This window comes from Dulcicalothrix desertica PCC 7102 (assembly GCF_003991905.1).
Lineage (GTDB): Bacteria > Cyanobacteriota > Cyanobacteriia > Cyanobacteriales > Nostocaceae > Dulcicalothrix > Dulcicalothrix desertica.
Map to the genome: position 1 here is coordinate 66,904 of NZ_RSCL01000007.1, position 6,000 is coordinate 72,903.

Sequence of the window (6,000 nt, forward strand, 5' to 3'; positions counted from 1 at the left end):
TGGAACGGGCAAGGATGCCCATTCCACAATATAGTCAGACATGCTTATTGTCTGTTTCGTTTGTCAATTTCTTTTACTACTCCTTGAGATGGCATCGACGTGCCACCAGGTGATGACATGGAAGTAGTATTCATTGAGGGGTCTATTGGTGTACCGTGCAGACGTGGGTCAACTTGTGGAGGTTGAGGTTCTGGGCCTAGTGGTTGTGGGTTTTCAATATACTCAAATTCACCTTTTCCATCCATTGAAGAACCTTTTGCCCAACGACCTTCTGCACTATCTGTTCCTTCGGAGTGATTCCAGAATTGGTAGGCATATTCGCGTTTTTCTAGTTGTAATGGGAAGGAACTTGGCACAGGTGCGTCTTCTAGTCCGTCTGACTTCAACTCTTCAAGTGCTGCTAACCATTGGTTTTGGTGCATTGTATCGCGCGCAATCATAAACGAAAGTGTATCTTTTACACCTGGGTCGTCTGACATTTCATACATTCGCACCGCTTGTAAGCGTCCTTGTGATTCTGCATGAAGGTTCGAGCGGAAGTCAGCCATTAAGTTACCACTGGCAATGATGAACCGACCGTTCCAAGGATAACCAACGCTATCTGCTGCTGTGGCGCCTAACCCTGAAACAATTAAATGTTGTGGGTTCATTGCCATTGCTTCTGCCATAATTACATCGCGCGGATTTGTGCCACCCATTACTGCACCTACAACTGGGTCACTCGCTCCATCTTCTTGCACCTTGATAGGCGCCTTATCAAGAAGGTGAGCAATCATTGTTGCAAGCATTTCGATATGACCAATTTCTTCAGTACCGATATCTAGCAACATATCACGATATTTTGCTGGTCCCCGACAGTTAAACCCTTGGAATAAATACTGCATCATTACAGTCATTTCTCCAAAAGTTCCACCAATGAGTTCCTGAACCTTCTTTGCGTAAACTGCATCTGGCTTTGTGGGCGGCTTAAAATATTGAAGTTTCTTGGTATGATAAAACATTTACGTTCCCTTCTGAATTAAATTTATTTCATTTGCCTTACTCTTCTAGTACACTTCTGGTTAGCCTTTAATACTTCATTCCCCGGTCAGATATAAAAAATTCTTTTATTTAAGCCTTTATACGGAAGTTGGTTTAGATGTTTAGCCTGTACAACTACCCCCCTAGGACTGTTACCCTCTTTTCATCCTGGTCTAATCAGTGTTATCACTTATTAGTAAATTCATATACCTAATTTACTTTTATACTTACTAGCAAGTTGTTCTGGTCATGAAATATCATTCGCTACTGTGGTCTGTGACGTTCTGTTTTTGATTGGCAGTAACGTTTTATCCGCATCAAAACCAAGTTAGACACTGGCAACCTATTTATATTTTGGTAAACTTGGCGCCGCTGTTTGTGATTAAAATAAATTAAAAAATCCCCCCTAGCCCCCTAATAAGGGGGGGACAAGAGGGGATTCTTAGCCCTTACTAAGGGGAAAAAGAGGGTATTTCTTAGCCCCCCTTATTAAGGGGGGTTGGGGGGATTAAATTGTTGATTTGAATCACAGTAGATGGACTTTGTATTCCATAACGAGTGACGCCCGATATAGCAACTGTGTTAACTTGAGCATCAGTCAATGGAAATGAGTTTTGATTAGCTGGTAAGATATTTGTCTTCCATTCATTTCCAGTTTTTGTTTGTAAAACCCATAATGAGACTGGTTGTTTACCTGTTGCTTTCCAAGTTAGTTGATTAATATTAGAAATTGTATTTTTTTGAATCTCTAATATTGGTTTAGAGGGGGGTGTATTATTTAGCCAGGGTGATGCTGGTACTAATGCTGGATTTTGATAGCTTTTCTGCGATAATAAATCTGAAATTCCTCCACGGTTTTCCATTAAAGGTTTCATACTAAAGTGTATGTTACCACTGGCGCCCATAATTCCCTGCGTGCTTTTGATTTGATAAACTATTTCATTCGCATTCCAGTTTTGACGCTCTTGGTTCCCAACTCTACTAGTGTAAACTGATGCCCAAAGATGACGATTTTTAACGTTTTGACTTTTCCACCAGTTTAATAATACAGGATAACTTTGTGCAGTTTGTTCAATTTTCCAATATAGTTGTGGTGAAAAGTAATCTAACCAACCCTCTGTCAACCATTTGCGAGAGTCAGCATATATTTCTTCGTAAGGGTTAAAACCCCCAGTATTAGATATCTGTTTAGGATATCCAGGTTTCCAAACACCAAAGGGACTAATGCCAACTTTCACCCAAGGTTTAGCACTTTTTACACCTTGATATAGATTTTTAACAAATGTATTAATGTTTTCTCGGCGCCAGTCGTTACGATTCAGTTTACCTCCAGAACGTAAATACTTTGAATAACTGGTTTGGTCAGGGAAGTCAATATTTTGCTTCTTCTCGTTTCGTTCTGGATAAGGGTAGAAATAATCGTCGATAGTTATGCCATCAATATCATAGCGTTTGACTACATCCATCATGACTTTTAACGAGTAGTCTTGAACCTCTTTTTCTCCTGGGTCTAACCACATGTACTTACCGTACTGTCTCACTAAATCAGGACGTGTTTTAGTTATATGAGTTGGCGCCACTTCTGATTTAGATTGAATATGACTTGCGCGGTAAGGGTTAAACCAAACATGTAATTCTATACCGCGTTTGCGCGCTTCTGTTATCGCAAATTCCAGAGGGTCATAATATGGTAGTGGTGGTTGTCCCATTTTACCCGTGAGAAACTCTGACCAAGGTTCGTATGGTGATGCATATAATGCGTCTGCCATAGGACGGATTTGAAAAATTATGGCATTGAGCTTTAACTGTACGGCTTTATCTAAAATAGCTATCAGTTCCGCTTTTTGTTGCTCTGTAGTTAGTCCACGTTTTGAGGGAAAGTCTATATTGGCAACGCTGGCAACCCATACACCTCTAAATTCTCTGGTTGGAGGTGGGGGTGTGTCTATTGTTTGAATGGGTTTGGCTTGTTTTTCCTGAGACTGGACTGGAGAGGCAATTGTTAAAAGAAGTAGTCCGCTTAGAATAGTAGCTTTGATGTTCATAAGATTTTAACTATAAAATACATGCACAATAAAATACATCCACAGTTCGTGATGCCTGTTCCACAATTACACTTAATGATTTTGACAAATTTATTACACGATTAACATAAATGGCACAATTAATATCTAATACTAAACGTCTTGTTTCTCTGGATGTTTTCCGAGGGATTGCTATAGCTTCGATGATATTGGTGAATAATCCGGGTAGTTGGAAATATATTTACCCTCCTCTTGAACATGCACCTTGGCATGGTTGTACCCCTACAGATTTAATTTTTCCCTCTTTTCTGTTTATTGTGGGTGTGGCGATGGCTTTCTCTTTTGCCAAGTATACTGATGATAATCGCCCAGATATTAAGGTTTATTGGCGTATTCTGAGGAGAGGTGCTTTATTGTTCGGTTTTGGTTTATTATTAGCTATTTTCTCTCCTTTTTTAGATTTAATCTTAAAAGGGGCGCCTATAGATTTTGGTAAGCTGCGAATTATGGGAGTTTTACAGCGCATCAGTTTAGCTTACATGTTGGCTAGCTTCGCTGTTTTAAATTTGAAACGGCGCTTACTATGGGTATTAGCACTCATTCTATTAATAGGGTACTGGGCAGCAATGCAACTAATTCCTGTTCCTGGTTACGGTGCTGGAAACCTGTCACCAGAAGGAAACTTAGCAGGTTATATAGACAGATTAATTTTGGGGACACATATATTTAAAGGAGGTCCCTTTGACCCAGAAGGGTTATTTAGTACATTACCTGCTGTAGTCACAGTCTTGTTTGGATACTTTACAGGTGCATGGCTGCGTATTCAAGCAATAAAAAGCCGCACTAGTGTTAATCTTGCTATTTTTGGTTTAATTTGCGTTATTATAGGACACTTCTGGGGATTAATCTTTCCAATTAACAAACAGCTATGGACTAGTTCTTATGTAGTGTATACTGCTGGATGGGCATTACTATTACTAGCTTTGTGTTATGAACTAATCGAAGTTCGGAGATTAAAGCGTTTGGGTTTCCCTTTAGAAGTAATGGGGTTAAACGCAATTTTTCTATTCGTCGGTTCGGGTTTGTTGGCTAGAATACTTAATAAAACCCAAATTGGAGTCGGAGAAAAGGCGCCATCAACATACACTTGGATTTACGAAAACTTATTTGCTTCTTGGGCAGGAGCAATGAACGGTTCCTTCTTTTTCGCCATCACAACAGTTTTATTTTGGTGGGTAATTCTTTACGCTATGTATAGGCGCCGTTGGTTCCTCAAACTTTAAGAAACCTGGTTTCTACTGCACTAAGCATAACAATCTAAATATTTATTAAAAGAAACCAGGTTTCTCAGCGTTATTACCAATCTAAGAAACCTGGTTTCTTCTGCACTAAGCATAACAATCTAAACATTTATTAAAAGAAACCAGGTTTCTATCGCGCTTGTAAAGACTGACGCAACCAATAAGTAACCGTGCCAAGCACAACCAGGAAAAACACAGGTACAAACCAAATTCCCCAACTAAAACTTTGTGAAGTTGCCTGACTGTACATTAAACATTGCATAAAAGCAAATATCCATATCAACTCAACTTTCAACCAGTTCAACATCGATAGCGCAATAACGTACTGGCGCCGTGCGTTGTTTTCATCAATGGGGACAAGATAGTTAAACTTGTGCGGTGTACGATTTAAATACGTTAAAAAGCCGTAAAAAAACAAAGCTAAACCAGGTAAAATCCATAACATCCGTTTACTACCCCAGGCATTTGGGCGCCCATCAAATCCAAAATGTATAGGTATAGTATCAGGTAATACAAACCACCCGTAAATAGCAACTACAAATAATACTACGAGTCCTGCAATGGCTATGTCCGAAACCCGCCTATCCTGGGTTGATTCAGAAATAAATACAACCGGACGCTGGTAACTCATAATACTTCCTCCATAAACGCAGTTAAATTATTTTTAACTTACCGCTCTTGCTGTAACACGCGATAAAATCTTTACTCACTTTTACAATCTCAATTTTGTATTATATTGTAGTATAAAGATTATGGAAAGAACTATCTATATATATGGACAACACCCGTTTAGTAAAAATTAGTAAATACCTAAGCAAACACTTACGACACCAACCCGAAAGAATAGGTATCGAACTTACTCCAGGAGGTTGGGTAGAAGTAGAAAAATTATTAGCAGCTTGCAAAAAACATCAATTCCCCATTAGCAGACAGGAACTAGAAGAAATAGTAGCCAACAACGATAAACAGCGTTACTCATTTGATAAAACAGGCGCCTTAATTCGTGCCAACCAAGGACACAGCGTTGAAATAGATTTACAATTAGAGCCGCAAGTCCCTCCAGATGTTTTGTATCACGGAACCGGGCATAAATCTGTAGATGTAATTTTAGAACAGGGACTTTTAAAAATGTCCCGAAATCATGTACATTTGTCAGCAGATATTGAAACCGAGACAAAGGTTGGAGCTAGACGTAATACTAGATGGAGTTTTTTTGGTATATATTGGACAATAATTGGGTAAAACGGACGCATTGTATTACAAAGTTACGTTGAATACATTACTGTCAGTCAAGTTGAAATAATTGTGCGTTTTATGCAAGCACGTGGCTACAATATTTTCGATGGTTCCATAGAATGAATAGTTGTAGTCCAAAGAAAGAAAACTTTAAATTGTAATTTGATCTGATGAAATATTAAAACAAATGCGTCTCGATTAACAATTAAGAAAACTTATGAATATTCGGCTGATTAAATCAGATATTTAAATATTAGATTCTTATTTTTTTCTCAAAAAAGGATATAATTTGAAATATACAAATAAATGTTGCTATATAAAGAGGTGGTTAATATATGACATTGAAGAAACAAAAAGGTCACTTCCAAATCAATGAGTCAATTTTAGCAACTGTTGAAACAGCAACACCTGAATATGTG

At 38.4% G+C, this 6,000-nt stretch carries 5 protein-coding genes; 2 read left to right on the forward strand and 3 right to left on the reverse strand.

Annotated features, from left to right (window positions below):
- Nucleotides 1-44: 44 nt before the first annotated feature.
- Together DSM106972_RS15965 and DSM106972_RS15970 are read right to left on the reverse strand one after the other, a co-directional pair.
- Nucleotides 45-1,001: a manganese catalase family protein gene (locus DSM106972_RS15965; protein ID WP_127081635.1), complete on the reverse strand. Its 957-nt coding sequence runs from the start codon at nt 999-1,001 to the stop codon at nt 45-47.
- 495 nt (nt 1,002-1,496) lie between these two features.
- The gene (locus DSM106972_RS15970) at nt 1,497-3,065 is read right to left on the reverse strand and encodes a glycoside hydrolase family 10-like protein (protein ID WP_127081636.1); all 1,569 of its coding nucleotides are present in this window, start codon (nt 3,063-3,065) and stop codon (nt 1,497-1,499) included.
- Between the two features lie 110 nt (nt 3,066-3,175).
- Here DSM106972_RS15970 and DSM106972_RS15975 point away from each other — a divergent pair, with 110 nt between their 5' ends.
- Nucleotides 3,176-4,327 (forward strand): acyltransferase family protein, encoded by a 1,152-nt coding sequence (locus DSM106972_RS15975; protein WP_127081637.1) that lies wholly within the window; start codon nt 3,176-3,178, stop codon nt 4,325-4,327.
- Nucleotides 4,328-4,475: 148 nt separating this feature from the next.
- Here DSM106972_RS15975 and DSM106972_RS15980 read toward each other — a convergent pair whose 3' ends face one another.
- Nucleotides 4,476-4,976 (reverse strand): DUF1648 domain-containing protein, encoded by a 501-nt coding sequence (locus tag DSM106972_RS15980; protein ID WP_127081638.1) that lies wholly within the window; start codon nt 4,974-4,976, stop codon nt 4,476-4,478.
- Between the two features lie 143 nt (nt 4,977-5,119).
- On the opposite strand from DSM106972_RS15980, the gene DSM106972_RS15985 reads away from it, so the two are divergent.
- The gene (locus DSM106972_RS15985) at nt 5,120-5,587 is read left to right on the forward strand and encodes an RNA 2'-phosphotransferase (protein ID WP_233787095.1); all 468 of its coding nucleotides are present in this window, start codon (nt 5,120-5,122) and stop codon (nt 5,585-5,587) included.
- Nucleotides 5,588-6,000: the final 413 nt, after the last annotated feature.

Excerpts from the sequence above, each read along its gene's own strand:
- DSM106972_RS15975 (WP_127081637.1), top strand. The coding sequence starts at position 3,176 with ATGGCACAATTAATATCTAATACTAAACGTCTTGTTTCTCTGGATGTT.
- DSM106972_RS15985 (WP_233787095.1), top strand. The coding sequence starts at position 5,120 with ATGGACAACACCCGTTTAGTAAAAATTAGTAAATACCTAAGCAAACAC.
- DSM106972_RS15980 (WP_127081638.1), bottom strand. The coding sequence starts at position 4,976 with ATGAGTTACCAGCGTCCGGTTGTATTTATTTCTGAATCAACCCAGGAT.
- DSM106972_RS15965 (WP_127081635.1), bottom strand. The coding sequence starts at position 1,001 with ATGTTTTATCATACCAAGAAACTTCAATATTTTAAGCCGCCCACAAAG.
- DSM106972_RS15970 (WP_127081636.1), bottom strand. The coding sequence starts at position 3,065 with ATGAACATCAAAGCTACTATTCTAAGCGGACTACTTCTTTTAACAATT.